The sequence below is a fragment of the Microbacterium sp. MTN4-26 genome, assembly GCF_042846595.1.
GTDB classification, from domain to species: domain Bacteria; phylum Actinomycetota; class Actinomycetes; order Actinomycetales; family Microbacteriaceae; genus Microbacterium; species Microbacterium luteum.
The window spans coordinates 1-26,882 of sequence record NZ_BTGO01000004.1; the positions used below are offsets into that span (position 1 = coordinate 1).

At 68.1% G+C, this 26,882-nt stretch carries 27 protein-coding genes and 1 tRNA gene; 8 read left to right on the forward strand and 20 right to left on the reverse strand.

Going from position 1 to position 26,882, the window contains the following annotated elements; genetic code table 11:
• Positions 1-1,191, forward strand: a 1,191-nt coding sequence (locus tag ACGG9C_RS04100) for a heparan-alpha-glucosaminide N-acetyltransferase domain-containing protein (RefSeq protein WP_390178250.1), incomplete at its 5' end; no start/stop codon positions are given.
• Positions 1,192-1,306: 115 nt separating this feature from the next.
• On the opposite strand, the gene ACGG9C_RS04105 is transcribed toward ACGG9C_RS04100, so the two are convergent.
• The 6 genes from ACGG9C_RS04105 to ACGG9C_RS04130 all read right to left on the reverse strand — a co-directional run bounded on the left by ACGG9C_RS04105 (position 1,307) and on the right by ACGG9C_RS04130 (position 7,980).
• A complete protein-coding gene (locus tag ACGG9C_RS04105) occupies positions 1,307-1,933 on the reverse strand; it encodes a DUF5134 domain-containing protein (RefSeq protein ID WP_194384865.1) in 627 nt (208 codons plus the stop codon).
• A 51-nt stretch (positions 1,934-1,984) separates the two neighbouring features.
• Positions 1,985-4,252 carry a cation-translocating P-type ATPase gene (locus ACGG9C_RS04110; RefSeq protein ID WP_194384864.1) on the reverse strand — a complete coding sequence of 756 codons (2,268 nt, stop codon included), beginning with the start codon at positions 4,250-4,252 and terminating at the stop codon, positions 1,985-1,987.
• Complete coding sequence (locus ACGG9C_RS04115) at positions 4,249-6,306, reverse strand: cytochrome c oxidase assembly protein (protein WP_228480959.1); 2,058 nt, start codon at positions 6,304-6,306, stop codon at positions 4,249-4,251. The genes ACGG9C_RS04110 and ACGG9C_RS04115 overlap by 4 nt, the downstream gene beginning before the upstream one ends.
• Positions 6,303-6,533: a heavy-metal-associated domain-containing protein gene (locus tag ACGG9C_RS04120; RefSeq protein WP_228480958.1), complete on the reverse strand. Its 231-nt coding sequence runs from the start codon at positions 6,531-6,533 to the stop codon at positions 6,303-6,305. Before ACGG9C_RS04120 ends, ACGG9C_RS04115 begins: the two co-directional genes overlap by 4 nt.
• Positions 6,534-6,778: 245 nt before the next feature.
• Positions 6,779-7,579 carry a M48 family metalloprotease gene (locus ACGG9C_RS04125; protein WP_228481048.1) on the reverse strand — a complete coding sequence of 267 codons (801 nt, stop codon included), beginning with the start codon at positions 7,577-7,579 and terminating at the stop codon, positions 6,779-6,781.
• A 23-nt stretch (positions 7,580-7,602) separates the two neighbouring features.
• A complete protein-coding gene (locus ACGG9C_RS04130; protein ID WP_194384863.1) occupies positions 7,603-7,980 on the reverse strand; it encodes a BlaI/MecI/CopY family transcriptional regulator in 378 nt (125 codons plus the stop codon).
• 166 nt (positions 7,981-8,146) lie between these two features.
• Between ACGG9C_RS04130 and ACGG9C_RS04135 the strand changes: the two genes are divergently transcribed.
• Complete coding sequence (locus ACGG9C_RS04135; RefSeq protein WP_194385447.1) at positions 8,147-9,385, forward strand: IS256 family transposase; 1,239 nt, start codon at positions 8,147-8,149, stop codon at positions 9,383-9,385.
• Here the strand turns inward: ACGG9C_RS04135 and ACGG9C_RS04140 are convergent.
• The 6 genes from ACGG9C_RS04140 to nrdH all read right to left on the reverse strand — a co-directional run bounded on the left by ACGG9C_RS04140 (position 9,382) and on the right by nrdH (position 15,093).
• On the reverse strand, positions 9,382-10,092 hold the full coding sequence (locus tag ACGG9C_RS04140) for a hypothetical protein (RefSeq protein ID WP_228480957.1): 711 nt from the start codon (positions 10,090-10,092) through the stop codon (positions 9,382-9,384). The genes ACGG9C_RS04135 and ACGG9C_RS04140 overlap by 4 nt on opposite strands.
• Before the next feature lie 363 nt (positions 10,093-10,455).
• On the reverse strand, positions 10,456-11,430 hold the full coding sequence (gene nrdF, locus ACGG9C_RS04145) for a class 1b ribonucleoside-diphosphate reductase subunit beta (protein WP_194384862.1): 975 nt from the start codon (positions 11,428-11,430) through the stop codon (positions 10,456-10,458).
• Positions 11,431-11,434: 4 nt separating this feature from the next.
• A complete protein-coding gene (locus ACGG9C_RS04150) occupies positions 11,435-12,241 on the reverse strand; it encodes an NUMOD3 domain-containing DNA-binding protein (protein WP_228480956.1) in 807 nt (268 codons plus the stop codon).
• A 12-nt stretch (positions 12,242-12,253) separates the two neighbouring features.
• On the reverse strand, positions 12,254-14,410 hold the full coding sequence (nrdE, locus tag ACGG9C_RS04155; RefSeq protein WP_194384861.1) for a class 1b ribonucleoside-diphosphate reductase subunit alpha: 2,157 nt from the start codon (positions 14,408-14,410) through the stop codon (positions 12,254-12,256).
• The gene (gene nrdI, locus ACGG9C_RS04160; protein WP_194384860.1) at positions 14,392-14,856 is read right to left on the reverse strand and encodes a class Ib ribonucleoside-diphosphate reductase assembly flavoprotein NrdI; all 465 of its coding nucleotides are present in this window, start codon (positions 14,854-14,856) and stop codon (positions 14,392-14,394) included. Before nrdI ends, nrdE begins: the two co-directional genes overlap by 19 nt.
• Positions 14,857-14,859: 3 nt before the next feature.
• On the reverse strand, positions 14,860-15,093 hold the full coding sequence (nrdH, locus tag ACGG9C_RS04165) for a glutaredoxin-like protein NrdH (RefSeq protein ID WP_071044530.1): 234 nt from the start codon (positions 15,091-15,093) through the stop codon (positions 14,860-14,862).
• 375 nt (positions 15,094-15,468) lie between these two features.
• On the opposite strand from nrdH, the gene ACGG9C_RS04170 reads away from it, so the two are divergent.
• Positions 15,469-16,674 carry an MFS transporter gene (locus ACGG9C_RS04170; protein ID WP_194384859.1) on the forward strand — a complete coding sequence of 402 codons (1,206 nt, stop codon included), beginning with the start codon at positions 15,469-15,471 and terminating at the stop codon, positions 16,672-16,674.
• Between the two features lie 8 nt (positions 16,675-16,682).
• Here the strand turns inward: ACGG9C_RS04170 and ACGG9C_RS04175 are convergent, their stop codons facing one another.
• Together ACGG9C_RS04175 and ACGG9C_RS04180 are read right to left on the reverse strand one after the other, a co-directional pair.
• On the reverse strand, positions 16,683-17,087 hold the full coding sequence (locus ACGG9C_RS04175; RefSeq protein ID WP_194384858.1) for a pilus assembly protein CpaE: 405 nt from the start codon (positions 17,085-17,087) through the stop codon (positions 16,683-16,685).
• Between the two features lie 38 nt (positions 17,088-17,125).
• Entirely contained in the window at positions 17,126-18,130 is a 1,005-nt protein-coding gene (locus tag ACGG9C_RS04180) for a TIGR00341 family protein (protein WP_194384857.1), read from the reverse strand.
• A 70-nt stretch (positions 18,131-18,200) separates the two neighbouring features.
• Here ACGG9C_RS04180 and ACGG9C_RS04185 point away from each other — a divergent pair, with 70 nt between their 5' ends.
• From ACGG9C_RS04185 to ACGG9C_RS04200, 4 genes are all read left to right on the forward strand, one after another.
• Entirely contained in the window at positions 18,201-19,379 is a 1,179-nt protein-coding gene (locus ACGG9C_RS04185; protein ID WP_194384856.1) for an acyl-CoA dehydrogenase family protein, read from the forward strand.
• A 67-nt stretch (positions 19,380-19,446) separates the two neighbouring features.
• Positions 19,447-20,652: a DUF445 domain-containing protein gene (locus ACGG9C_RS04190; RefSeq protein ID WP_194385445.1), complete on the forward strand. Its 1,206-nt coding sequence runs from the start codon at positions 19,447-19,449 to the stop codon at positions 20,650-20,652.
• Between the two features lie 19 nt (positions 20,653-20,671).
• Positions 20,672-21,013 (forward strand): gamma-glutamylcyclotransferase family protein, encoded by a 342-nt coding sequence (locus ACGG9C_RS04195; protein WP_194384855.1) that lies wholly within the window; start codon positions 20,672-20,674, stop codon positions 21,011-21,013.
• 38 nt (positions 21,014-21,051) lie between these two features.
• Positions 21,052-21,522, forward strand: a complete 471-nt coding sequence (locus tag ACGG9C_RS04200; protein WP_194384854.1) for a histidine phosphatase family protein — start codon at positions 21,052-21,054, stop codon at positions 21,520-21,522.
• 274 nt (positions 21,523-21,796) lie between these two features.
• On the opposite strand, the gene ACGG9C_RS04205 is transcribed toward ACGG9C_RS04200, so the two are convergent.
• The gene (locus ACGG9C_RS04205; RefSeq protein WP_390178251.1) at positions 21,797-22,270 is read right to left on the reverse strand and encodes a YbaK/EbsC family protein; all 474 of its coding nucleotides are present in this window, start codon (positions 22,268-22,270) and stop codon (positions 21,797-21,799) included.
• Positions 22,271-22,391: 121 nt separating this feature from the next.
• Between ACGG9C_RS04205 and ACGG9C_RS04210 the strand changes: the two genes are divergently transcribed.
• Entirely contained in the window at positions 22,392-23,468 is a 1,077-nt protein-coding gene (locus tag ACGG9C_RS04210; RefSeq protein WP_390178252.1) for a Glu/Leu/Phe/Val dehydrogenase dimerization domain-containing protein, read from the forward strand.
• Positions 23,469-23,484: 16 nt separating this feature from the next.
• Here ACGG9C_RS04210 and ACGG9C_RS04215 read toward each other — a convergent pair whose 3' ends face one another.
• The 5 genes from ACGG9C_RS04215 to galU all read right to left on the reverse strand — a co-directional run bounded on the left by ACGG9C_RS04215 (position 23,485) and on the right by galU (position 26,832).
• The gene (locus tag ACGG9C_RS04215) at positions 23,485-24,111 is read right to left on the reverse strand and encodes a hypothetical protein (RefSeq protein WP_071044520.1); all 627 of its coding nucleotides are present in this window, start codon (positions 24,109-24,111) and stop codon (positions 23,485-23,487) included.
• Positions 24,112-24,205: 94 nt separating this feature from the next.
• A tRNA-Ala gene (locus ACGG9C_RS04220) sits at positions 24,206-24,278 on the reverse strand.
• 51 nt (positions 24,279-24,329) lie between these two features.
• A complete protein-coding gene (locus ACGG9C_RS04225) occupies positions 24,330-25,211 on the reverse strand; it encodes a large exoprotein (RefSeq protein WP_390178253.1) in 882 nt (293 codons plus the stop codon).
• 78 nt (positions 25,212-25,289) lie between these two features.
• The gene (locus tag ACGG9C_RS04230) at positions 25,290-25,919 is read right to left on the reverse strand and encodes a GNAT family N-acetyltransferase (RefSeq protein ID WP_194384849.1); all 630 of its coding nucleotides are present in this window, start codon (positions 25,917-25,919) and stop codon (positions 25,290-25,292) included.
• Between the two features lie 25 nt (positions 25,920-25,944).
• Complete coding sequence (gene galU / locus ACGG9C_RS04235; protein WP_071044517.1) at positions 25,945-26,832, reverse strand: UTP--glucose-1-phosphate uridylyltransferase GalU; 888 nt, start codon at positions 26,830-26,832, stop codon at positions 25,945-25,947.
• Positions 26,833-26,882 lie beyond the last annotated feature (50 nt).

Here is a 26,882-nt window from a genome sequence, read left to right on the forward strand (position 1 = left end):
CCCATGCCTCCCACCGACCGACCGCACGGTCCCGTCTCCAAGGTCGCACGGACGCAGCTCCGTGAGCGCTTAGCTGTGAATTGGGCGCATCTGCACGCGCAAGACCGCATCCCCGGCATCGATCTCGCGCGGGGCCTGGCGGTGGTGGGAATGTTCGCCGCGCACCTGCTGTGGATCACCCCGCTGGTCTGGAGCGATCCGGGAACCTGGACGGGCATCGTGCAGGATCGCTCCTCGATCCTGTTCGCCACACTCGCCGGTGTCTCCCTGGGGCTGATGGCCGGCGGGACCCGGCGACCTACCTCCTCGGAACTGCCGACGCTGCGAGCACGACTGGTCTACCGGTCACTGCTGCTCTGGCTGATCGGTGTCGTCCTCCTCGGCCTCGGGGTCCCGGTCTACATCATCCTGCCCGCTTACGCGATCCTTTTCCTGCTCGCGCTGCCATTTCTCTCGCTCAGCCCGCGACAGGTGCTGCTCGCCGCGGGAGGGATCGCGCTTCTCACCCCTTTCCTGCAGGCATGGGTCGACGCGTTCCCGTGGTGGGAGACCGGCAGCGGTCGCATGGCGGCCTGGCTGCTCGGTTGGTACTACCCGTTCCCGGTCTGGATCGCGTTCGTGCTCGCCGGGCTCGGGCTCGCCCGCACCGACATTCGCCGGCTGCGCACCCAGCTGGCCATGCTCGGTGCCGGCACAGCTCTCGCGGTCCTTGGGTACGGCCTCGACGCCGTCTCCGGCACGCGGGACGTCCCCGACGACGGGGCGTTCTGGGACGTGCTGTGGACGGCCGAGCCTCACTCCAGCGGGCTTCTCGAGGTGATCGGTTCCGGTGGGTTCGCCATCGCCGCGATCAGTGTCTGTCTACTCGCCTGTCGCACACCACTGATCTGGATCACCCTGCCGCTGCGGGCCACCGGCAGCATGCCGCTGACCGCCTACATCGCGCAGCTGCTCCTGTGGGCCGTGATCGCCAGCATCGGCGTGGGCACCACCGGCGATCTCGCCGCGTTCCGTGACATGGCCCCGTTCTGGCCCTTGACCATCGCAACCGTCACGGGCCGCACCGTCTGGGCGCTACTGTTCGGGCGTGGCCCGCTCGAGCGGGCGATGACCCACCTTCCCGCCCGTCGCTCGACGTCCTCCGGGCGATCCGCCTCGCGAGACGATGCGCACCGCTCCGACGTTCGTTGACGAGTCCTCCCGACCGACCAAGCGGAGATAGAAGCCGCGGGGCTGGCCGGACGCAACAGACTCCGTGAGATGAAGCCTGCGCCGTCGGGGGATTCGAGCGACGTGACCGGCGGGGTCAGCCGTTCATCAGCACGAGCATGACGCCCATGCCGGCAGCCATCACGGCATGGCAGGTGGCGTGCAGGCGGTGGTGGCCACTACGGATCAGCCGGAAGAGCCACCACAGCATGGTCGCGGCGCTGAGCGCGACGAAGACAACGTTGACGACGTCGACCCACATCGGGGTGCCCATCATCATCGGGGCGGCGTCACCCATCGGCATCTGACCGTCCATGCCCATCGCGTCGCCGTCACCCACATCCATGGGCATGTGCATGTCGGCCATGAGCAGCGGCATTGCGGCGAGCATCCAGATCATCGCGGCGTTCAGGGTGAGGTGCCCCACCAGGTCGACGCGCCCTGTGGCGGTACGGGCGCGGACCGGAAAAGGCACGAGGGCGAGGGTGAGCACCGCGAAAACCCCGACCTGCACCCAGAGTGCGAGCTCGGACTCCATCGACCAGGACATCCAGATCATCGCGGCCGACATCAGGATGTGGTTGATGTCGACCAGGATCTCCCCGTCGAACGGCTTTCCCTTCCGACGCGTCCTCGTCAGCCGGGGTGCGAGGTCGATCAGGCAGACCAGGCCGGTGAACACGAAAGCGATGGTCAGGATGATGTTCCACGGAGCAGCGATCACACCCAAAGACTACTACAAGTTGTAGTCGTTCTCGAACGTCGAGGGGGTCGCTCAGCGGCGAGGGGTGCGGCGGAAGTTCTGCAGCCGGAGACTGTTGTAGACCACCAGGACGGAGGAGAGCGCCATCGCGCCGGCGGCGATGAGCGGGTTGAGCAGTCCGGCGGCGGCGATCGGGATCGCGGCGATGTTGTATCCGAATGCCCAGCCGAGGTTGGTCTTGATGGTGCGTAGGGTGCGACGGGACAGGCCGATGGCGTCGGGGATGACGGCGAGGTCGTCGCGGACGAGGATGATGTCGGCGGATTTCAGGGCGATGTCGGAGCCGGAGACCATGGCGAGTCCGAGGTCGGCGGCGGCGAGGGCGACGGCGTCGTTGATGCCATCGCCGACCATTGCGACCCGGGCGCCGTTCTCCTGCAGGCTGCGGATCGCGTCGGCCTTCTCGGCGGGCAGCACCCCGGCGAGCACTGTGTCGATGCCGAGGCGGGCGGCGACGCTCGCGGCCGCGGCGGGGGTGTCTCCGGTGAGCAGGACGGTCTTCAAACCTTGGGCGTGCAGCGCGGCGACCGCGGTGCGGGCGTCGCGTTTGATCGTGTCCCGCAGCCCGATCCGCCCCAGGAGCACGCCGCCGCGTGCCACGAGCACGGATGTCTCCGCGGCTTGACCCGCACCGTCGTCGGTGTTCTCGGCGGTGTCTGGCTCGGCGGGCACGTCGATGGCGTGGTCGAGGAGGAACGTCCGGCTGCCGACGAGGATCTGCTCGCCGTGGAGCTGTCCGGAGGCGCCGCGCCCGGGGTGGGTGGTGAATCCGGTCACGGGGGCGATCTCGATGCCCTGGTTCTCCGCAGCGGTGAGGATGGCGCGGGCGATGATGTGCTCGGAGCCGCGTTCGATGGCTGCGGCGACGCCGAGGAGTTCCTGTTCGGTGACGCCGTCCACGGGGGCGAGGTGGTGGGCGGTCATCGCCCCGGTGGTGAGGGTCCCTGTCTTGTCTAGGACGACGGTGGTGATGGTGCCGCTGGCTTCAAGCGCGTCCTGGCCTTTGACGAGGATGCCCAGTGTCGCGCCCCGGCCGATGCCGACCATCAGCGCGGTCGGTGTCGCGAGCCCGAGGGCACAGGGGCAGGCGATGATGAGCACCGAGATCCCGATCCCGAAGGCCTGCTCGAACGACGTCCCGGCGATCATCCACCCGGCGGCGACGAGGACGGCCAGGACGATCACGGCGGGCACGAAGTAGCTGGTGACCTTGTCGACGAGGGTCTGCACCCGGGCTTTGCGGGCCTGAGCCTGCTCCGCGAGTGCCGCCATCTGCGCGAGTTGAGTGTGCGCGCCCACGGAGGTCGCCCGCACCTCCAGCCGTCCGTCCGTGCTGATCGTGCCGCCGACCACCGCATCTCCCGGTGTCAGGTCGGCGGGGACGGGTTCGCCGGTGAGCATGCTGGTGTCCACGGCCGCCGCCCCTGCGATGATCAGGCCGTCCGCGGGGATGGTCTCTCCCGGGAGCACCACGAACACGTCCCCGGCGCGCAGCGCGGTCGCCGGCTGGATCTCCTCGGTGTTGTCGGTGCGGATGCGGACGTGGGTGGCGGCGAGCTGGTTCAGCGCGCCGAGCACGTCGCCGGCTTTGCGTCGGGAGCGGGTCTCGAAGTAGCGGCCGGCGAGCTGGAAGGTGGTCATCCCGGCGGCGACATCGAGATAGATGGAGTTGGCGCCCTCCGGGGTCACCCCGAACCCGAGCCAGTACCCGGCGCCCCCTTGACCGAGGCCGAACAGCAGGGTGGCGACCGCCCACCCGAAAGATGCGGCGATGCCGAGTGAGACGAGGGTGTCCATGCTGACCGTGCCGTGGCGCAGGTTGCGCAGGGTCGCCTTGTGGAAGGGCCAGGCCGCCCAGCCCACGATCGGCAGCGCCAACAGCACGCACACCCATTCCCATCCTGGGAACCGCCACCCCGGCACCAGGGCCAGGACGATGGTGATGTCCATCAGGGGGACGGTGAGGATCGCCGAGACGAGCAGACGACGTCGCAGTGAGCTGATCCGCACCTCGGTGGCGCGCCGCGACCAGGCGTCGTCCGCGTCATCGTGCGGGTGCGCCCCGTACCCGGCCTTTTCTACCCGCCGGACCGCCTCGTCGACCCGGTCCGGGGAGAGTCCTGTGACGAGGGCGCGTTCGGTGGCGTAGTTCACGCTTGCGCTCACCCCGTCCAGGCCGTTCAGTGCACGCTCGACCCGGCCCGCGCAGGCCGCGCAGGTCATCCCGGACACATCTAGCTGCACCGCCTCCAGCACCGGCGTGGTGGTCGTGGTGGTCATGTGTCGTTCTCCTCCACGGTTCGGGGCGCTGGCCGCGCGACACCGCGCGCGGCCAGCTGCTCGAGCATCCGGTTGTACTGGTCGAACTCGTCGTCGCGGCCGGTGTCCAGATGCCGATCCTTCCGGCGGGCGTCCTTCGCATCCTGCCTGGACCATTGGATGCCCAGGGCGATGATGACCAGCAGCAGCGGGATCTCACCCCCCGCCCACGCGACCCCGCCTGCGAAGTACTGCGCGGCGGGCAGGTCCGACCAGGGCAACCCGAAATAGCGGTAGAAGTCCTCGGCGATCAGCATGTTCCCGGTCATCAGGATCACCCCGAAGAACGCGTGGAACGGCATCGCGGCGAGCACGAACCCGAGCTTGCCGATGTGGGGCAGTGGCCGCGGTGGCCGGTCGACGCCGATCACGAGCGCGTAGAACAGGTACCCGGCGATCAGGAAGTGCACGTTCATCAGCTGATGCGCCCAATGGAAACGCATGAACTCCCCGAAGATGCCGGTGAAGTACAGGCCGTAGTAGGAGCCGACGAACAGAATGAACACGATCAGCGGGTTGAACACGAACCGCAGCACCGGCCAGTGCAGCACCCACGTGATCCAATCGTGCATTCCCACCGGCCGGGCGGGGTCGGAGCGGGTCGCGCGCAGCAGCAGCGTGATCACCCCGCCGAGGACCAACAGGATCGGGGCGGCCATGTTCAGGCTCATGTGCACGATCATGTGCACCCCGAAGTCCGGGGCGGAGTACTTCCCGAACCCCGAGCTGGTAACGAAGACCACCACCGCCCACCCGGCGACCCAGGCGGCCGTCCGCCCCGCCGGCCATGCGTCGCCACGTAGCCGCACACGCCGCACCGCCCACAGGTACACCGTCACCGCGGCGATCGCGGCGACGAGGAACAGGATGTTCGGCCGCCACTGCGTGAACAGCACCAGCGCTGTCGGCGGGTCGAGGACCTCGAACCCGAGGAACACCTGCGAGATGCTCGTCGGCGCGAAATACTGCGGCGGCGGGATCCGGGTCATCGCAGTGGTCACACCGAGCCATCCGCCGATCATGACCGTCGTTACCACTAGCAGCCCGGTGATCCGGTGCGCGGTCAACCGTCCGCGCCGCCCCCACACCCATCCGGTCGCGGTGATGGACACCACGCCCAGCAGGAAGAGACCCCGAATAAGGATCTGCCAGCCGGTGACCGACTCTAGCAGCCCGGTTCCGGCGAGCTTGAACCACGCCAGCAGCAGGTCGCTGGCCACGATGACCGGCAGCAGCACCGCCAGTGTCTTTCCTAGCCGCCACAGAATCAACGGGTCGATGAGCCGACCGGTCAGGACCCGGGCCGCGCCGACCAGCAGCAGCCCGAACGCCGCACTGGTCAGCAGCGTCTGGTAGATGCCCGCGTCGCTGCCGAAGTCGTGGTTCGGGCCGACCAGGATCTGTCCGACCGCCACCGGTGCGAGCACCCCGAACACGGACGCCCACAACGGGATCAGTAGCCCCGTCCACCGTTCGGTGAACATGCTCGCCCCGAACGTCACCATCGCCGCGACGAACGCGACCGTCCACGCTCGCGGGAACGCGCTCGCGTCATACAGGAACGACATCGCCCCCGGCTCGCCGAGTCGGGAGAACGGGATGCCGCTGCTGTCCAGCATCTCCAAGACGATCATCGCGCCGGCCGATGTTGCCCACGCCGCCGACGCGACCTGCAGCACCGTCAGCTCGACCGACCCGGCCATCCGGGACGCATCCCGCCCGCGCACGTTGCGGAAGAACAGAATCCACAACACCGCACCGACCGTGACGGTCGAGGACAGGTCCGCGACCCCCTGCCCGGCCGCGGTGGAGATCGCCACATCCAGACCCGGGAAGCTGACGAAGATCCGGTCGTACGGAGCCTCACCGGCGAGGATCGTGGTCACCACCGCCGGCGCCACCGACAACATCACCACGAAGACGGTGAGCAGGACCAGCGGCCACCGGCCGAGGCGTCTGACCGGGGGGTCGGACACCGGTGCGACGCCGGGTACGGGCGGAGGTGCGACGGTCACAACCGGTCGGTCGCCCATGAGAGCACCGAGTAGCCGGCCTCCGTGACCGCCGATTCGACGGCGGCGTGTGCCACCGGGCCCGTCTGCTGCAGCCGGACCCGGCCGGACGTGGCATCCGCTTCCACCCGGACGACCCCCGGCACCTCGCTCAGTGCCGTCCGCAGCGCCTGCTCGCAGTGCGCGCAGGTCATCCCGTTCACCACGAACTCGGACTCATCTATACCCATTACATCCTCCCGTCACACGCCCCCCTAACTCTACAAGATGTCCAAGATCGCTTGGTCAGGACGACCCGTGGAGCCAGGGGGATTCGACGGGCGTTCTCACTGGAACCGGCGACGCGAGGGTGAGTTACGGGCAGTCGCGCCCGCCTCAGTGCTTGTCTGGACGTCTGCGCGACGACGTCACCGATGGGGAGTCCCGAGCCCTGCCACTGTCCGGAGCTGTTCGATGCGATCTGCGGTGCCCTCCGTCACGTGGGGAGGATCCGAATCGCCTGCGGCAACCGCCGACGCGCCGCGGACGGCCAGCGGCGAGCAGTGAGGCGGACGGCACGCAGGTGCATACTCTCATCACCGGCCGCGTTCGCGAGGACGGTCAGCGCGTTGGCAAGATGAGCAGCGCCGGCCTGCCGGGCGGCCGCGTCATCCGCGGCCAACTCGATCAGCAGCACGGTCGCTCGCTGCAGTGCGCGCCCCGGCCGGACGCGGGACAGGCACAACGCATTGATCTGCGCGATCCGGACCGCCCACCCGTGCCGTTGCCGCAGATGCGCGTACTCATGCGCGAGGACCGCCTGCAGCTGCGATACCGTGAGCGTCTCCTCCATCGCCGTGGAGAGGAGAATCTCCGGGTGCTTCCCGGGGACAGCGCACGCGATGAGCTGGTCGCCGCGGAACCGTACCAGGGTGAACCCGTCCCGCTCCTCCCGCGATCGGGCCACCGCCGCCGCCACCTGACTTGACTGTCCGACGCCGGTCGATGCCGCAGCCGACGTGGCCACGAACGCGATCACCGCCCCGAAAGCCCCCAGGCCCAGCCACCCGCTCGCCGTCACCAGCACAGCCTGACCGTGCGAGGCCACCTCCGAGACGGTCACGGCCGCCACGACACTGCCCATCACTGCGGCGGCGGCCAGACTCAGCCCGAGGAAGAATGCTACGAACCACGCGGTCAGCGCCGCCCGCGGGTGCAGCAACTGCCACCGTCCCACCGTCAGCACCAGCGGGCTCAACACCGCCGTCAGCACCGCGGCGCCCGCGCACGCTGCCACGAAAAGCAACAGGCCTTCGCCTGTCACCGCGGACGGCCCGTGTCAGGGAACACCGACCGCAACAGCGCGATGTCCTGCGCGTCCAGGTTGCCCGCGAATGCCAGCAACGCTGCCTTCCGATCCTCCGCCTGGTCGAGGGTGGAGATCATCGACGCGCACGCGTCCTTGCCATCCGGTCGCGGTACCGAAAAACGCACCTTCCTAGGCGACTGCTCGATGCGCAGCACTTGACCCTTGCGCTCCAGCCGGGTCAGTGCGGTCATCAACGTCGTGTACGCAGGCACAGGCCCCGAGAACAACTCCTGCAACTGGCGAGCACTAAGAGGTTCCTCCTGCCCCCGCAGCAGCCGCAGCAGCTCACGCTCGAGCTCGCCCCACTCCCTGGTCCGTGCACCCGTCATCGCTCACCTCGGCACCCACGCTAGTACAACCGCTGGATCAATGATGCTTTACGGGAGCGGGGTCCTTACGCTGCCGGAGTGGTTGACTGAAAACCGGGAGTGTCTGATTAACGGTGGATCTGGTCGGGCCTGACCGAAAGGAAGGGCGATGACCGATGTCATCGAGATGATCGATCCTGTGACGGGAGCGATCATCGACGAGCAGCAGCTCGCGGAGCAGCTGTTGAAGCAGGCGAAGGAACAGGGAGTCGACCTCGTCGGCCCCGACGGGTTGTTGAACGGGCTGACCAAACGGGTGCTGGAGACCGCGCTCGAGGCGGAGATGACCGAGCACCTCGGATACGAGAAGCACGGCAACGGCGTCACCGACAATGCCCGCAACGGCACGAGATCGAAGACGGTGCTCACCGAAGTCGGCGCGGTGCAGATCGACGTGCCCAGGGATCGGGACGGGTCATTCGAACCGAAGATCGTGAAGAAGCGACAGCGGCGGCTGACCGGGGTCGACGAGATCGTGTTGTCGTTGACCGCGCGCGGGCTGACGACCGGGGAGGTCGCCGCGCACTTCACCGACGTCTACGGCGCCTCCGTGTCGAAGGACACGATCTCGAGGATCACGGACAAGGTGATCGACGAGATGACCGAGTGGGCGAACCGGCCGCTGGATCGCGTCTACCCGGTGGTGTTCATCGACGCGCTGGTCGTGAAGGTCCGAGACGGGCAGGTGCGCAACAAACCGTTCTATCTCGCCGTGGGCGTCACCGTGAACGGCGAGAGGGACATCCTCGGGATCTGGGCCGGCGACGGCGGCGAGGGCGCGAAGTTCTGGCTCGGCGTACTCACCGAGATCAAGAACCGCGGCGCCGAGGACGTGTGCATCGTCGTCTGCGACGGGCTCAAGGGGTTGCCGGAATCGATCAACACGGCCTGGCCGCTCGCGACGGTGCAGACCTGCATCATCCACCTGATCCGGAACACGTTCCGGTTCGCGTCCCGGCACTACTGGGAAGAGATGGGCAAAGACCTCCGCCCCGTGTACACCGCCCCGACCGAGGCCGCCGCGGCGGAACGGTTCCGCGAGTTCGACACGAAGTGGGGGCAGCAGTACCCGGCGATCAGCAAACTGTGGCAGAACGCGTGGGCCGAGTTCGTGCCGTTCCTGGACTGGGTCGTCGAGATCCGCCGCATCATCTGCTCGACGAACGCGATCGAGTCGCTCAACGCGAGATACCGGCGCGCGGTGCGCGCCCGCGGGCACTTCCCGAACGATGCCGCCGCACTGAAGTGTCTCTACCTCGTGACCCGCTCACTTGACCCCACAGGTCGAGGCAGGGCACGCTGGGCGACGAGGTGGAAGCCCGCGCTGAACGCGTTCGCTATCGCCTTCGAAGGCCGAATCAACTAGTGACCGCCCGACCAGATCCACCGTTTATCGGACAGACCCGCCACGTCCTCATCGGGGTCATGGTCTGCATCGTGTCGCACCGAGGTCTGTTTCGGAATCGAGATGTTTGGCGCGGCCGAGATGATGCTGTCTCGCGCGGCCTGGCGCAGGATCATCATCAAGACGATCAGCACCGGCTGCGTAATGCAGTTGAACTTCGACTTGGGATTGAGCGGCGATGGGATCTTGTCCAAGCGGTCGGTCATCTCGTTGATTCGAGTCACATCGATATCACGGATAGGCGTGTCTCCGAACTCAGGAACAAGGTATCCGGTGACCTTGCTCTGGTAGGAACGAACGGTTCCTGCCGCGCGCCTCTTACCGCTGCGCCCCGGTCGCGTGCGGATCATCTCGATCCAGCGCTCGGAATATTCTGCGAAGCCGATCGACCGGGCTTCGTCTGCTTCGGCCTCCGCCCGCAGCCGCGCGGCGAGTACCGCCGGGGGCTCCCACAGCTCGCGCGCGATCTTCGTGTGCACTCCGGCGAGCCACGTCCGCGCATCGGTCTTCGTCATAAACGTCAACGGTTTGTCGTCGTCCGTGCGGGCCGTGTGCATCTCGCCGTCCGGTCCTGGATAGCGGGCTTGCCAGCGCCCCGACGGAAGCTTCCGCAGCCGCCCCCATGCCTCGCGCTTCTTGGCGGATTTCTCTCTTTCCTGAGTGCTCATGATGCTCTCCCGTGGACTCTATTGGACTCTCGCGGGCGGTTGTGCCCCCTCGTGCCCCCTGCGGAGCAAAGGCGGCAAAACCCGCAGAATCTCGCGGATCTCGGGCCGTTCAGAGCATCTTGTGGGGCACGCTGGGGCACGACATCAGGGGCATGCCGAACCTGTTTTCCGCTCGGCAGGCACCCCCTCACCCATGTCTCAGGTGCGTTCGTGCCCCCGTCATGCCCCACGGAACGGGTACTGGTGTTCATCTGTGTCCTCCTCTGTCTCGTTGACAGAGGGCACGAAAAGGGGCCCGGCCTGCAGAAACCTGCAGTTCCGAGCCCCTCACCAGCCCCTACGGGCTGTCACCAAATCTGGGAGCTAGAAGTCCCAGTCCTCGTCTTCGGTCGCCTCGGCTTTGCCGATGACGTACGACGAGCCCGACCCCGAGAAGAAGTCGTGGTTCTCGTCGGCGTTCGGCGACAGGGCCGACAGAATGGCTGCGTTCACGTCGGTGACGCTCGACGGGAACATCGCCTCGTACCCGAGGTTCATCAGCGCCTTGTTGGCGTTGTAGTGCAGAAACTTCTTGACGTCTTCGGTGAGGCCGACGCCGTCGTAGAGGTCCTGCGTGTACTGCACCTCGTTGTCGTAGAGCTCGTACAGCAGCGAAAACGTGTAGTCCTTGATGTCCTGCCGGGAGGCCTCGTCGACCTTCTCGAGTCCCTTCTGGAACTTGTAGCCGATGTAGTAGCCGTGCACGGCCTCGTCGCGGATGATGAGGCGGATGAGGTCGGCGGTGTTGGTGAGCTTCGCCCGCGACGACCAGTGCATGGGCAGGTAGAAGCCGGAGTAGAAGAGGAAGGACTCCAGCAGCGTCGAGGCCACCTTGCGCTTCAGCGGCTCGTCGCCACGGTAGTACTCCATGACGATCTGAGCCTTCTTCTGAAGGTTCGGGTTCTCGATCGACCACCGGAACGCCTCGTCGATCTCCTTCGTCGAGCACAGCGTCGAGAAGATCGAGGAGTAGCTCTTGGCGTGCACCGACTCCATGAACGCGATATTCGTGTAGACGGCCTCCTCGTGCGGGGTGAGCGCGTCGGGGATCAGCGACACCGCCCCGACCGTCCCCTGGATCGTGTCCAGGAGGGTGAGGCCGGTGAACACCCGCATCGTCAGCGTCTGCTCCTCGGGGGTGAGCGTGTTCCACGACTGGATGTCGTTGGACAGCGGCACCTTCTCGGGAAGCCAGAAGTTGTTCACGAGGCGGTTCCACACCTCGAGGTCCTTGTCGTCCTGGATGCGGTTCCAGTTGATCGCCTGGACCTCGTTCAGGAGCTTGAGCTTTTCCGTCATGTCGTCATTCCTCTGAATTGCTGTTCAACTGGTCGTCTCGGCAGTGCCGGCATGTTTCCGAGACGATTCCTTTGTTGGTGTGATGTCTCGTGTGGGCGCTGCGCACACTCGAGGGCATTGGGCGGCCGCGACGCGCCGCCGACATCTTGGCCCGTGTCTCCTCGCTCGCCGTCTTGCCGAAGTTGGGATTCTTCTCTCCTCGGCGCGACGCCGAGAGGCGCTCACGCTGCTCATCCGTCCACGTACGACCGAACGACGGATGATCCGCCCCGCGGCGATTCCAATTCGGGTTCTTCTCGCCTGTGATGGATCCACGCCGGAGCTCTGACCAGATCGCCTTCTGTTCGTCGCTGTGTCGCCGACCCCACATCGGGTTGTCCTCACCGCGCAGCGGGTTGGGGTGCTTTCGCCCCTTGCTCCGCAGGCTCGCAGCAGCCCGCTGCTCCACCGTCCAGACGTACCCCCTTGGGCCCAGGCCACCGTCCGTCACGTTCAGGAGTCGATGGCCGGACGCGCGGAAGTGCGAGATCCACCGCTGCTCAGCGTTACCGAGTTCACTCAACTCAGTCCCCATGATCACCTCCAACGAACGAAAGACGACCACCTCACGATCGCGCCTGGACCGGAGCCAGTCTGCGAAGGGAGTCCTTCGGCCGGCTTCCGCCGACTTCCAGTGCTCGATCCTTCTGCGACTCACGAGCTTCGTCGTCAGACCGACGTATCGAACCTCGGACGATCCCCGTTCGCTGACGCCATAGATCGACCCCATGAAGGGCCAGTTGGCGTGCGCGCCATCCGGGCTGGCGATCATGCGGACGTCCTGTCAGAGCGTGCAGCTGACGCAGGTGTCGAGCTCCGTGCCCTCGAGCGCGAGCTGGCGCAGGCGGATGTAGTAGATCGTCTTGATCCCCTTGCGCCACGCGTAGATCTGAGCCTTATTGATGTCGCGGGTGGTGACGGTGTCCTTGAAGAACAGTGTCAGCGACAGGCCCTGGTCGACGTGCTGGGTGGCGGCGGCGTACGTGTCGATGACCTTCTCGTAGCCGATCTCGTACGCGTCCTGGTAGTACTCCAGGTTGTCGTTCGTCATGAACGGCGCCGGGTAATAGACGCGTCCGAGCTTGCCTTCCTTGCGGATCTCGATCTTCGACGCGATCGGGTGGATGGACGACGTGGAGTTGTTGATGTACGAGATCGACCCGGTCGGCGGCACCGCCTGCAGGTTCTGGTTGTAGATCCCGTGCTCCATGACGCTGGCCTTCAGGGCCCGCCAGTCGTCCTGCGTGGGGATCGACATGCCCGCGAACAGCTCCTTGACCTTCTCGGTCTGCGGAGCCCACTCCTGCTCGGTGTACTTGTCGAAGAACTCTCCCGACGCGTAGGTCGAGTCACGGAATCCGTCGAAGGTCGTTCCCCGCTCCTTGGCGATGGCGTTCGACGCACTCAGCGCGTGGAAGAGCACCGTGTAGAAGTAGATGTTCGTGAAGTCCAGGCCCTCGTCGGACCCGTAGTGGACGTGCTCGCGGGCGAGGTAGCCGTGCAGGTTCATCTGCCCCAGACCGATCGCGTGCGAGCGGTCGTTGCCGTCCTCGATCGAACGGACGGAGCGGATGTGGCTCTGGTCGCTGACGGCCGTGAGCGCGCGGATCGCGGTGTCGACGGTCTTGCCGAGGTCACCCCCGTCCATCGCCAGGGCGATGTTCATCGACCCCAGGTTGCAGGAGATGTCCTTGCCGATCTGGTCGTACGACAGATCGTCGTTGTAGGTCGTCGGGGTGTTGACCTGAAGGATCTCCGAGCACAGGTTGGACATGTTGATCCGACCCTTGATCGGGTTGGCCTTGTTCACCGTGTCCTCGAACATGATGTACGGGTAGCCGGACTCGAACTGGATCTCGGCGATCGTCTGGAAGAACTCGCGCGCGTTGATCTTCGTCTTCTTGATGCGCGGATCGTCGACCATCTCGCGGTACTTCTCGGTGACCGAGATGTCACCGAAGGGCACCCCGTAGACGCGCTCGACGTCGTAGGGCGAGAAGAGGTACATGTCCTCGCCGTTCTTGGCGAGCTCGAACGTGATGTCCGGCACGACCACACCCAGCGACAGCGTCTTGATGCGGATCTTCTCGTCGGCGTTCTCACGCTTGGTGTCGAGGAACCGCATGATGTCGGGGTGGTGGGCGTTGAGGTAGACCGCACCGGCACCCTGACGAGCCCCGAGCTGGTTGGCGTAGCTGAAGCTGTCTTCGAGCAGCTTCATGACGGGGATGATGCCGCTGGACTGGTTCTCGATCTGCTTGATCGGTGCGCCGGCCTCGCGGATGTTCGACAGCAGCAGTGCCACGCCGCCGCCGCGCTTGGACAGCTGCAGAGCCGAGTTGATGCCGCGGGCGATCGACTCCATGTTGTCTTCGATGCGCAGCAGGAAGCACGAGACGAGTTCACCGCGCTGCGCCTTGCCGGTGTTGAGGAAGGTGGGCGTGGCGGGCTGGAAGCGACCGGCGATGATCTCCTCGACCAGCTCCGTGGCCAGCTTCTGGTCGCCGTCGGCCAGACCGAGGGCGGTCATCACGACGCGGTCTTCGAAGCGTTCGAGGTAGCGCTTGCCGTCGAAGGTCTTCAGCGTGTAGCTCGTGTAGTACTTGAACGCACCCAGGAAGGTCTCGAACCGGAACTTGCGCGCGTAGGCGAGATCGTTGAGCTGCTGGATGAACTCGAACGGGTACTTCTCGAGCACGGAGCCCTCGTAGTACTCCTTGTCGACCAGGTAGTCCAGCCGCTCCTTGAGGGAGTGGAAGAACACGGTGTTCTGGTTGACATGCTGCAGGAAGTACTCCCGCGCGGCACGCTTGTCCGCGTCGAACTGGATGTTCCCGTCGGCGTCGTACAGGTTCAGCATCGCGTTGAGGGAGTGATAATCCTGCCCCTCGAACCGCGGGTTGCTCTTGAAGTCGGTCTCGGTCAGTGCTGCTTCCACCATCGTTCCAATCCCTCGCTGACGCGATCGATGTCCTCTGGCGTGCCGAAGAGCTCTATGCGATACAAGTGCGGCACGCGGCACTTGCGGCTGATGATGTCACCGGCGAGCCCGAAGTGCTCACCGAAGTTGGTGTTCCCGGTGGAGATGACGCCCCGAAGCCACCCGCGGTTGCCCTCGTCGTTGAGGAACCGGATGACCTGCTTCGGGACGGCTCCCTTCTCCTCGCCGCGGCCCTGGCCTCCCCCGTACGTGGGGGTGATCAGAACGTACGGCTCCTCGATGTGCGGTGAGGCCTCCGAGGAATGGAGAGGGATGCGCATCGCCCGCATGCCCAGCTTCTCGACGAAGCGCGTCGTGTTTCCCGACACGCTCGAGAAGTAGACGAGCAGGGGCGCGGCGGCCCGGTCGGCAACCGCGCCGCGCCGATCTGCGACGGCGGTTGCCACGGGTCAGACCAGACGGCCGGCGAGCTCGTCGATCTTGTCGGGACGGAAGCCCGACCAGTGGTCCTCATCGGTGATGACGACCGGCGCCTGGAGGTAGCCCAGCGCCTTCACCTGCTCGAGGGCCGAAGGGTCCTCCGACAGGTCGAGAACCTCGTATTCGATGCCCTTGGAATCCAGTGCCCGATAGGTCGCGGTGCACTGCACGCAGGACGGCTTGGTGTAGACCGTGATCGCCATTCTTACCCTTTTCTCCCCTCACATCCGGTGATGTCGCCGGCGGCGCCCCACCGGGACCTCAATACTACATATGGGTACCGACATTGGATAGCACCACAAGGGATAGTAGTTACATCGGTGTGATTTTCCTTCGTCATCAACACCCCCACCACAGGTTCTCCACCGTTTCATCCACAGCCCGACGAGCACGTCGAGCGGTCGAGAACCGCAGATTCCCGCCCGAATCGGAGCGCGCCTTCGGCGCCATCCACAGCTCGCACGCTAATCGGCGCCTCCGACATCCCACAGGCTGTGGAGAACCCGCCCGGCGTGTCGCCCGAGCCCGTGCGCCGTTCCGACGACGGGAGGGCGACCGGCAGCGCGTATCGTTTATCCGTGGCGGGATACCGGGAACTGCTGCGCACACCGGGCGTGGCGCGCATCATCGCCGCGCAGCTGACGGCGCGGTTCCCCAACGGCATGGCGAGCCTCGCACTCCTCCTCCACGTCGAGCAGGTGACCGACTCCTACGGGGCCGCCGGTCTCGTGCTCGCGGCGGCATCCATCGGCCAGGGCGTCGCCGGCCCCGTCACCAGCCGCTGGATGGGGCGCTGGGGCATGCGACGCGTCCTCACCCTCACCCTCGTGGTGTGCGCCGCATCCATCGCCACGATCGCCCTCGTCGAGATGGCCGTGCCCGCCTACATGGCCCTCGGCCTGCTCTCCGGCCTCGCGACGCCCCCGGTGCAGTCGGCGGTGCGCACCATCTATCCCAAGATGGTCAACTCGCGACAGCTGACCCCGCTCTTCTCGCTGGATGCATCGCTGCAGGAGATCATCTGGATCTTCGCCCCGGTGGTCATCACCTTCGTCTCCACCCAGGTCGGCACCGTCGAGGGCCTGCTGCTGGTCGTGGTGATCCTCGTCGGCGGCGGTGCGTGGTTCATCTCCTCACCCGAGCTCGGTCGCGTGCGCATCCCCCGCAGCCGTCGTCGCCTCGGCATCGTGCTGACCAAGCCTCCCGTGGTGCTCGCGACCGTCACCGGCTTCCTCCTCATCGGCGCGTGCGCGGCCGTCGAGGCCGGCGTCGTGGCGACCTTCGGTCACAGCGGCCTCGAGGCGGGTCTCGTGCTCGCCGTGTTCGCCATCGGCAGCCTGGCCGGCGGGCTGGGCTTCGGGCACCTGCCGATCGGGCGCTGGGCCATGGCCCGTCGGCTCGCGATCGTCGCCGCGGGGCTGGCTCTCACGATGATCTCCCTCGACGTGTGGTGGCTGGGCGGCACCCTCCTGCTGGCCGGAGCCGGAATCGCGCCGGCGTTCGCCGTCATGTTCGCCATGACCTCCGTGAGCGTGAAGTTCAGCGACACCGCCGAGGCGTACGGATGGATCGGCACCGGTCAGCTGATCGGCGCCGCGGCCGGCTCCGCCGTCGCCGGCTTCCTCATCGACGGTGTCGGCCCTCAGGGCGCCTACGTCGCCGCGGCCGCCTTCGCGGTGGTCGGCGTCGTGGTCGCGGTCGTCTTCGTGCGCGGGTTCCCGGATCTGCGCGGCCGCGACGCGTCGCCTCTTCCGGACACCGAGCCCGTCTCCACGATCCTCTGACGGTCCGTTCAGGCCACGCGGCGCAGCAGTTCGAGCACCGCCAGGGCGTAGGCGTCGCACGGCTCCGGGTGCTCGAACACCAGGTCCTCCTCGGCGATGCGGACTTCGACCTCGTGCGTGTCGGGCAGCCGTCGCAGGCTCCGGAAGGTTCCCCGCAGCATCTCCCGCAGCTGCGCCTCGTGCGGAAGCCACAGCGCGTCTTCGAGAGCGACGGAGTCGAGGGCCCACTCGGTCGTGCCGTTGAAGGCGAGGATGCGCCCGGTCGGGTACTCGCGCGGCTCGACGGTCATCTCGCTGACCGTGAAGACATCCGCCTCGAACTCGGGCTCGTTCAGCTGGAAGCGGTCACCCGACGCGGGCCGCCAGATCAGTCCGGCGTCGCGGAGCGCGACGGCGAGCTCGGTGGAGATCATGACGCCATTGTGCCGCGCACGGATGCGCGCGGGGCCGGTCAGCGCGGAAGGACGTCGTGCTCCACCGCCGGCGAGACGACGACGTCGACATCGATGAACCCGGGGACGGCCTCCTCGAGATCACTCTGCAGCGGCTCGAGCGGCGGGATGCGGCCGTCCTCCGTCGTGACCTCGATCGTCGCGGAGGTCGCGGTCCACGTCACCCCCTGCACCTGGGCATTCTCATCGTCGGACAGCCACGAGCCGGCGGCGGCGCGGATCACGCCCGTCCAGTGGGTGACGGCGAGCGTCACGGCGGTGTTCAGCAGCAGCGGCAGCACGATGACGGCCGAGAGCACCGCGACGACGACGTAGGAGCGGCGACGGTTCGCCGTCTGCGATGCACCGGGCTCCCGAGCGTAGCCGGCGAGCGTGAACACGATGCTGCCGGCGATCACGAGCGACACGACGTTCGAGGCGAACAGCAGCAGCGCACCGAACGCCTCGTCCCATGCCCCTTGACCGGCGCACACCCCGACGACCCCGAGGGGCGGCACGAGCGAGATCGCGATCGCGACGCCGGGCAGCACGGCACTGAGGTCGCGCCGCGTCATCGCGAACGCTCCGGCGGTCCCGGTCGCCAGGGCCGCCAGCAGATCCAGCAGCTGCGGCGAGGTGCGTCCGCTGATCTGCGAGTTGCTGTCGAGTTCGGCCGGGTCCGCGATGAACGTGGACAGCGCCCCTCCGATGAGCACGACGATCAGCAGTCCCGACAGGACCCACAGGAAGGACCGGGCCACGAGGCCGCGGTGACCGGTCACGATGCCCGCCGCGATCCCGAGGATCGGGGTGCCCAGCGGCGCGATGATCATCGCCCCGATCACGGTCGCCGTGGAGTCGGCCAGCACCCCGGCGACGGCGATGACGCCCGAGAGCACCAGCATGATGAAGAATCCGCTCCGCTTCGCGGCGCCGTCGCCGCGGGAGAGATCCACCGCTTCCAGCAGATCGCCCATCGACTGGCGCTGGGAGACGGGGATCAGCATCCGCGTGAGCCGAGACATGCGATCATCATGACCCACACCGCACCGCCGCCTCGACCCCTCGCCGCGGTGCGAGGGGCAGAATGGCGACATGGCTGCCGACGCGTTCGACCCCGCCGATCATCTGGACGACGAGCTCCTCGAGCGCATCCGCTCGCGAGCCGCGACGCACGACCGGGACAACACGTTCCCCCACGACGACCTCGCCGACCTCCGGGCCGCGGGCTACCTGGCCGCGCTGGTCCCGGCCGAGCTCGGCGGATCGGGACGGACGCTCGCGGAGGTCGCCCGGCTCCAGCAGCGTCTGGCGGAGGCGGCTCCCGCGACCGCCCTGGCGGTCAACATGCACCTGGTCTGGACCGGCGTGGCGAAGGTCGCCGCCGATCGGGGACTGGAGACCCTCCGCTTCGTGCAGGAGGGGGCTGCGGCCGGCGAGCTGTTCGCCTTCGGCATCAGCGAAGCCGGCAACGACCTCGTGCTGTTCGGAAGCGACACCACCGCAGCACCGAGCGAGGACGGCGGCTACGCGTTCACCGGAACCAAGATCTTCACCTCGCTCGCACCGGCCTGGACGCAGCTGGGTCTGCACGGAATCGACACGACCTCGCCGGACGCGCCGCGCATCGTCTTCGCGTTCGTGCCCCGCGACGAGGAGTCGGCGGGCCGCGTCGTCGTCGCCGACGATTGGGACACGCTCGGGATGCGCGCGACCCAGTCCCGCACGACCCGCCTGGAGGGCGCGCGGGCGCCGGCCGATCGGGTCGTGCGCCGCCTGCCCCCTGGACCGAGCCCGGATCCGCTGCTGTTCGGCATCTTCAGCGTGTTCGAGATCCTGCTGGCCTCCGTCTACACCGGCATCGCCCGCCGCGCGATCGACGTCGCGATCGAGACCGCGGGCGCCCGCCGGTCGAAGAAGTCCGGCAGGGCCTACACGCAGGATCCCGACATCCGATGGCGGATCGCCGAGATGGCCCTCGCCTACGACGCCCTCCCGCCGCAGATCGACCGGCTCGCCCGCGATGTCGAGGCGAAGGTCGATCACGGAGACCGGTGGTTCTCGCTGCTGGCCGGTGTGAAGCATCGCGCGGTGACCTCCGCGAAGCGGATCGTCGACGATGCGATGCTCGTCGCCGGCGGGAGCTCCTACTTCTCCGGCTCCGAGCTGTCGCGTCTGGCCCGCGACGTGCAGGCCGGCCTGTTCCACCCGTCCGACCCCGAATCCGCGCACGCGGCGGTGGCGACGGCGCTGCTCGGTCCGGTCGAGGACTGAGGTGGCATCGATCCGGGCGGCCGACCTGAGTCCCGCCGACCGCGCGCGCCTGCGGGGCCTGCGGCGGATGAAGGCCGTCGCAGCGGGAGCCCTCGTGGCGATGGCGCTCGTCTTCGCGATCGCCTTCGCCTTCGAGCGCGACATCCCGGCCCTCTCCTACGTGCGGGCCGCCGCCGAGGGGGGCATGGTCGGCGCACTGGCGGACTGGTTCGCCGTGACCGCCCTGTTCCGGCATCCGCTCGGAATCCCGATTCCGCACACCGCGATCATCCCTCGGCGCAAGGATGAGATCGGGCGCACCCTGGGGGAATTCGTCGAGACCGAGTTCCTGCGCGCCGACGTCGTCCGCGACAAGCTCGAGTCGACGCCGATCGCGTCGCGCGTGGGCGAGTGGCTCGTCGATCCGGTGAACTTCCGTCGCGTGGCGGCGGAGGCGGCGGCCGCTGCCGCCGGAGTGCTGCGGGCGCTCAGCGACGACGATGTGCGCGACGTCATCGAGTCGCTCGCCCGTGAGCACCTCATCGAGCCCGACTGGGGCCCGCCGCTCGGCGAACGCCTCGAGCGCGTGGTCGCCGCCGACGCGCACCGCCCCGCCGTCGACCTGGCGGTCGACACGATCGGGGCATGGCTCCACGCCAACCGCTCGGCCTTCTCGGGGCTCGTCTCCCGCCGCCTGCCGTCGTGGGTGCCGAAGATCGCCCATCGACTGGTCGATGACACCGTCTACAACGAGGCGGTCGCCTTCGTCGACAAGGTGCGTGCGGATCCCGACCATCAGGCGCGGCACGCGATCGACGGCTACCTGTCGCGCCTGGCCGACAACCTCCAGAACGACCCGGTGACCATCGGCCGACTCGAGGACGCGAAGACCTCCGTGTTCGACAGCCCGCGGGTGCGCGCGCTCGCGGCGGACGCGTGGGGGACAGCGAAGGCCGGTCTGCTCACCGCCCTCGAAGACGAACGCAGCGACCTCCGCCGCCGGGCCGCCGAGGCCCTCGCGCAGATCGGCGAGCGCCTGCGCACCGATGCCGGCCTGCAACGCCGCGTGGATACCTGGGTCACCGACGCCGTGGTGTTCGTCGTCGACCGTCACCGTCACGACATCGCGTCGATCATCACCGACACGGTCGAGCGGTGGGATGCCGAGGACACGACCCGCAAGATCGAGCTGATGGTCGGTCGAGACCTGCAGTACATCCGGCTGAACGGCACCGTCATCGGAGCCCTCGCGGGCGTGGCGATCTACACCGTCGCCCACGCGATCCTGGGATGAGTGTCGCTACGCTGGCCGGGTGAGTGCAGACCAGCTGCTGTTCAGCTACGGAACCCTGCAGCACCGCGACGTGCAGCTGGACACGTTCGGTCGCGTGCCGCGGTCGGATGAGGATGTGCTCCCCGGCTACACCGTCGACTACGCCGATATCGGCGACGCGCGGGTCGCGGGGTTGTCCGGCCTGGACGTGCACCCGATCGTCCGGGAGACCGGGAGCCCCCGCGACAAGGTGACCGGCGTCGTGCTGTACCTCAGCGAAGAGGAGATCGACGCGGCAGACGAATACGAAGTGTCGCTGTATCGTCGCGTCGAAGCGGCCGTGGAGAGCGGCCGCACGGCGTGGGTGTACGTCACGGCGTGACGTCCGATCCGGTGCGGAAGAGAGACCGAGGAGGCCCCATGATCCGTCTGACGATCGCCCGCCACGCGAAATCCGACTGGTCCGACTCCGTGCGGTCCGACCATGACCGTCCCCTGAATGCGCGCGGCCGTCACGACGCCCCGCTCATGGCCGAACGTCTCGCCGATGCCGGCGTGCATCCCGCCGTGCTGCTGTCGAGCACGGCGGTTCGCGCGCGCACGACGGCCGAAGCGTTCGCCGAGCGGTTCGGCGTGACGGTGCGCCTCGATCCCGACCTCTACGGCGCCTCGGCCGACGAGCTGCTCGCCGCGGCCGTCGCGTCGGGATCGCACGATGTGATGGTCGTCGCCCATGATCCCGGGATGACCGAGCTCGCGGCGCTTCTCTCGCGGGGGCGGATCGACCGGATGCCGACCTGCGCGATCGCGACGTTCACCTGGCAGACCGACGACTGGGCCGTCGTCGCAGCGGTCGACCCCGTCTCGTGGGACCACCTGGTGCCACGCTGACCTGAGCGTCGTCAGGTCTCTTCGATCGCCCCGTGGGCCGGTCCCGTGTCGTGTCCTCCGTCGCTCCGCAGTCACTCCATGCGGGTCCGGGGCGGAACGACCCGCAGGTTGTGACTGCGGAGCGGAAGAGGAAGCGTTCCGCAGTCACTTCATGCGGGTCCAGGGCGGGACGACCCGCAGATTGTGACTGCGGAGCGAAAGGGGAAGCGCTGCTCGGCGGGCGCAGACTCTGCGTTTCCGCCTCGGCGAGGGCTGACGCCGGCCGGCGGCGCGGTCAGTCCACGCGGCAGACCGTGCCGCCGGTCACCCGCACGAGCTGATCGAAGGTCATCGGGAAGACGGTGTGCGGCGTGCCGCCCGCCGCCCAGACCTCGTCGAATGCTGCGAGATCCTGGTCGACAACGGTCCGCAGACGGTCCGGATGGCCGCACGGCGCGACGCCGCCGATCGCCTGCCCGGTGGCCTCACGCACCTGCTGCGCCGTGGCGCGCGTGATTCCGGGGATCGCCAGGCGCTCCGACAGGGCGGCGGTGTCCACGCGGTGGGCGCCGCTGGTCATGACCAGGAGCGGACCGTCGTCGCTCCAGAACACGAGGCTGTTGGCGATGGCGCCCACCTCGACGCCGAGCGCTGCGGCGGCCAGCGGCGCCGTCGAGGCGGCGTCCGGGAGGACGATGATCTCTCCCTCGATCCCCTCCTCGCGCAGGCGGTCGCGGACGAGCTGGCTACGGGCGGGAAGGTCTGCCATGGCCACAGCGTAGCGCCGACCCTCGCCGCCGACGGAGGGAGGAGGCAGAATGAGATGACGGGGTCGCAACGCCGCGACGCCGTTGAGCGCAGCCCACAAGGCCGGCCGAAAGAGAAGAGCGATGACGCACATCCTGCCCCTGCCCGACTTCACCCACGAACGCGTGGAGGTGACCACGGGCCCGCGCAGCGGCCTGTTCGTCGCCGTCGCCCTCCATTCGTCGACCCTGGGATCCGCCCTCGGCGGTGCACGCCTGTGGCGCTACCCGCACTGGAGCGACGCCCTCGGCGACGTGCTCCGGCTCTCGTCGGCGATGACCCTGAAGAACGCGGCGGCGGGCCTCGATGCCGGCGGCGGCAAGGCCGTGATCGCGCTGTCGTCCGAAGACGCGCTCGATGCCGGCCGACGACGCGACGCGTTCCTCGATCTCGGCGACGTCGTCGAGTCGTTCGGCGGGCGGTACCGCACGGCGGAGGACGTGGGCAGCACCACGGACGACATGCTCGTGGTGAGCGAACGCACGACGCACGTGGTCGGCCTGCCCGACAGCGTCGGCGGCTCCGGCGAACCGGCCGGGCCGACCAGCATCGGCGTGTACGAGGCGATACGCGCGACCCTGGAGCGCAGCACGGGATCCGCGGATATCGCACAGCGGCGCATCACCGTCTCCGGGCTCGGCCAGGTCGGCAGCCGTCTGGCCCTCCGGCTGGCCGCCGAGGGAGCCATCCTCACGGTGACCGATGTGAACCCCGCCAAGCGGGACCTGGCGCTCCAGCTGGAAGCGCAGTGGGTCGAACCGGGAAGTGAGCATCTGATCGATGCCGACGTCTTCGTACCCGCCGGCATCGGCGGCCTGCTCACCGACTCGGTCATCGACACCCTCGCCGCGCGCGCCGTGTGCGGGCCCGCCAACAACCCGCTCGCCACGCGGTCCGGAGCCGACCGGCTCGCGGCGCGTGGCATCCTCTACGCTCCCGACTTCGTCGCCAACGCCGGTGGCGTGATCTACCTCGATCTCGAGGCGAAGAGCCGTGGCACGCGAGCGGAGATCATGGACCGCGTCGCCGGAGTGGGTGAGACCATGCGCCGGGTGTTCGACGCCGCCGCCGCTTCGGGCATCACTCCCCTGGTCGCGGCGGAGGAGATCGCCGGCGAGCGCCTGCGCGCTCGAGCCGACGACCCGGCACTGCCGGTCTGACGCCGGATCGGGCCGATCAGACCTTGATCGGGAAGGTCAGGAGGATCACGATGCCCGCGATCCCGACGACGATCGCCAGGCCCAGGAAGGTGCGCGATGCCCACGCGGCGATGTTGCGCTGCGACATCGCCGTGAGGAACAGCACGAGCGCGAAGAGCACCGTCAGCAGGGAGTAGTTGTCGCCCCGCTGATTGTTCTCCAGCGCCTCGGCGAACTTCGCGTCGGCGAGGGCGGAGTACTCCGCCGCCTCGACGGAGCCCGCAGGAACGTACTCCTCCTGCACGAAGGGGCCGCCCTCGTCTGCACCCTCCGCCTGCCACGCGTCGAAGGCGACGCGGAACTCCGGCTGGAAGCGCTCCGCGATGTACGCGGCGAGTTCCTCCTGGCCGGCGGCCTGCGCCTCGACCCACGAGGCATAGACCGTCAGATCGAACTGCCGCTGGTCACGCGCCTGGCCGTCGAAGTTCGTCGCCTGCACACGCGCACTGGAGGCCTGGCTGAAGGCGATCGACATCTCGCCGCCCCACTTGGACGCCTGGAATCCGCACCAGGCGGTCAACACGGCCATGGTCGACAGCAGCACGACGGCGACGATGTCGCGGATGTCGCGCGAACGCGCTTCGGTGCCAGACGTCTCGGCCATGAGTGCTCCTTCTGCCCCGAGCGGGTGAGAAGAGCGTAGCGCGGCCGGTTCGACTCGACGGAAGCGACAGTCGGACCGAGAACCTCGGAAAGGGTGGACCTGAGGGGATTCGAACCCCTGACCTCTTCATTGCGAACGAAGCGCGCTACCAACTGCGCCACAGGCCCGTGAACCTCAGCAACACTATCACGGTGACGGGGAGCGACCCGACGCGACGGTCAGCCGGCGGCGCGCCTGGCGAGCAGATCGCGCACGTGGGCTTCGATCTCGGCGTCGTCCACGAAGCCCATGCGCCCATACTCCGGCCGGCTCTCCCGCGCGGCCGGCTCCGGCAGCGCGACCGGCCGGCGGCGCTCCTCCTCGGCACGCATCGCCTCGTCCACGGCGGCGCGGCGCAGCGACGCGCGCGCATCCTCGGCGTCGAGCGTGAGGGAGGCACGTGATCCGACCGAGGCCGTGAGCGGGCGTGGAAGATGGCGGGGCGTCCAGGTCGGTGCCGGCGTCGGTGCGAGGGCGACATCCTGCACCGTCGACGCGACGCGCTCCGCCACCGCGGGTGCCGCCGGACGCGCGGCCGCACGCACGGCGACGCGCCACATGCGGTGCAGCAGCACAGCCGACAGGACCGCGAGGGTCGACCCGACCCACAGCAGCGTCACGGGGCCCCCGACGGCCAGCGACCACGCGCCGGCTCCCGCGAAACCGAGGCCGGCCACGCCCGTGACGGTGAAGACCGCGCGGGCACGCCGACGCGCACGTCGGCGGCGGGCATCCGGATGCGCTCGAGCGGCCGCCCGTTCGAGGCGGGCCCGTTCGAGCTCCAGCCGCTGCGTCTCCAGCGCGGCCTGTTCGCGCTCCTGGGTCGCTTGACGCGCGAGGCGCTGCTGGGCTGCCGCGGTGCGCGCGTTGAGTTCGAGGCGCACCTCGCGGGGGGTCTCGCTCGTCTCCGCCAGCACGCGCAGCGCCTGGTTCAGACGCACCGCATTGCGTTCAGCGGCGTCGAACTGCCGGCGGCTGTTCCACGACGGCAGCAGGTAGACGAGCCACAGGAGCACCGCGACGAGCACGATGACGCCCCCGCCGAGTACCTGTCCGCCCATGGCGTCAACGGTATGCGACCGCTGCGTCTCGATGCCGCATCCGCCCGCGTGTCGCGGCCGAACCGGCGCGAGAGTGTGTCAGGCGCGCAGCCTGTCGGCCGGGGGGATCGCCGCGGCGTCCTGCGGCGCGCGCCCCTCCACCCAGCGTCGCAGCACGCCGTCGGGCACGTCCTCGGTGACCACGGCGAAGCAGTAGTGGTCGCGCCAGTCCCCGTCGATGTGGATGTACCGCCGACGCAGCCCCTCGTAGCGGAAGCCGAGCTTCTCGACCACGCGCAGGCTCGCCGTGTTCTCGGGCCGGATGCAGATCTCCATGCGGTGCAGGCGGAGTTCCGAGAAGCAGATGTCGGTCGCCAGGGCGACCGCCGTGGGGGTGATGCCGCGCCCGGCGAAACGCTCGCTTACCCAGTAGCCGATGGTCGCGGAGGCGAGCGAACCGCGGGCGATGCCCCACACGTTCAGCTGCCCGGCGATGGTCCCGTTCTCCTCCATCACGAACGGGATGCCGCCCCCGTCGCGGTACTGCTGCAGAAGGCGACGAACCGCCGAGCGCATGTCGATCGACACGGGCCCGTCGGGGTTCGTCGCCTCCCACGGGCGCAGCCAGGTGCGGTTGGTGAGCAGCTCCTGCTGCAGCGCACGAGAGTCCCGCTGCCGGATCAGGCGGATCGCGATCGATCCGTACGAGCGGGGAGACGCGAGGTCCATGCGCTCCCCCTCCGAACCGGCGGCGTCACAGGGACGCCGCGAACTCCTTGAACCAGGGGCGCAGGTCGGGACCGAGGTCGTCACGGTCGGCGGCGAGCTGCACGATGGCCTTGATGTAGTCCACCCTATCGCCGGTGTCGTAGCGGCGGCCGCGGAAGATCACGCCGTACACACCCGGACCGTCCGGGTCGGCGGCCATCTCCTGCAGAGCGTCGGTGAGCTGGATCTCGCCGCCCTTGCCGGGCTCGGTGCGCTCCAGGATGTCGAAGACCGCGGGAGAGAGCACGTAGCGGCCGATGATCGCGAGGTTCGACGGGGCGTCTTCGCGCTTGGGCTTCTCGACCAGCCCCTTCACCTTGACGACGTCGTCCTGGTCGGTCTCCTCGACCGTCGCGACCCCGTACATGTGGATGTGCTCCGGGTCGACCTCCATGAGAGCGATGATCGCGGCGCCGGTGCGCTCGTGCTCTTCCATCATCTTGGTCAGCAGCACGTCGCGCTCGTCGATGAGGTCGTCGCCGAGCAGCACCGCGAACGGCGAGTCGCCGACGTGCGCGCGGGAGCGCAGCACGGCGTGCCCGAGGCCCTTGGGCTCGCCCTGACGCACGAAGTGGATGTCGGCGAGGTCGCTGGAGTGCTGAACGCGCGCGAGCTTGTCCTCGTCGCCCTTCTCCTTGAGCTTGACCTCGAGCTCGGGCACCGAGTCGAAGTGGTTGGAGAGGTTGTTCTTGTTGCGACCGATGATGATGAGCACATCGTCGATGCCGGCCGCAGTGGCCTCTTCGACCACGTACTGGATGGCGGGCTTGTCGACGACGGGGAGCATCTCTTTGGGCATCGCCTTCGTCGCGGGCAGGAATCGTGTACCGAGTCCGGCGGCGGGAATGACGGCCTTGAAGGGCTGTGACGGCATGGCGCGATCCTACCGGCATCATGTGTCGGGCCCGTGTCGGCGACATACAA